We start from the raw sequence: 868 nt of genomic DNA on the forward strand, positions 1-868 counted from the left end.
GGCGATCGGTCCGATCGGCAGGCCCGGATGGATGTACGTGTTCCACGGGTTGTCGCTCGTCAGCGCGTTTTCGGACGACGAGGAGGACCCCGCGCCGATCTCGCCCACGCCGTACTGCGCGGTGGAGTCCATCTGGAGCAGTCCGTGCGTTTCGACGTTGTCCGGCTGCAGGCGGTTCTCGATGACGCGGGACACCTTGTAGAAGTCGTCGGGCGCGCGGGCCTCGCGCTCGATGATCGAGGCGATGGTGAGGATCCGCTCGCGGTCGGCCTCGGGGACTCCCGCTTGATCGAGCGACTGCACGGTGCGTTGCACCATGCGCGCGACGACGTCCTTCGCCGTGACGCCGTCGTCGAAATCGTAGGTCGCGGGGAAGATCCAGCCTTCGAGCGTCGAGGCGGCGACCCCGTACTGCGACGGATCGGCGACCGCGGCGTCGAGATCGGCGCGCGGGATGCCGGCCTGCTCCGAGATCGCGTCGAGCGACTGCTTGAGCGTGAGTCCCTCGCGCAGCTGCACGGAGCTGTCGAGACGGGTCGCCGGGTCGCGGAGGGCGGCGATGACCGCCTCGGACGTCATCTGCTTCTGCAGCTTGTAGACGCCCGGCTGGAAGGTGAAGCCCACGGAGTTGTTGACCATGTACTTGTAGAGCGAGTTCGAGGCCTTGGTGACCCCGGCGTCGAACATCTTCGGGGACACCGACTCGCCGGTGTCTCCCGAGACGATCGTCACCCGCGCCTCGCCGTTGGCCATTCCGGCTTCGTAGTCGAGAGATTCCCCCGTGCCGAAGAAGGCCTGCACCCGCTCGCCGTAGGTGTTCCAGAGGGCGAAACCTCCGCCCACCATTCCGCCGATGATCACCAGGACG

1 protein-coding gene is annotated in these 868 nt (G+C 67.1%); it reads right to left on the bottom strand.

Features of this window, described 5'->3' with window-relative positions; translation table 11 throughout:
* Positions 1 to 846, bottom strand: an 846-nt coding sequence (locus NS220_RS18890) for an endolytic transglycosylase MltG (RefSeq protein ID WP_242864698.1), incomplete at its 3' end; no start/stop codon positions are given.
* Positions 847 to 868: the final 22 nt, after the last annotated feature.

Origin of the sequence: Microbacterium testaceum (assembly GCF_001476655.1) — a bacterium.
GTDB classification, from domain to species: Bacteria; Actinomycetota; Actinomycetes; order Actinomycetales; family Microbacteriaceae; genus Microbacterium; species Microbacterium testaceum_C.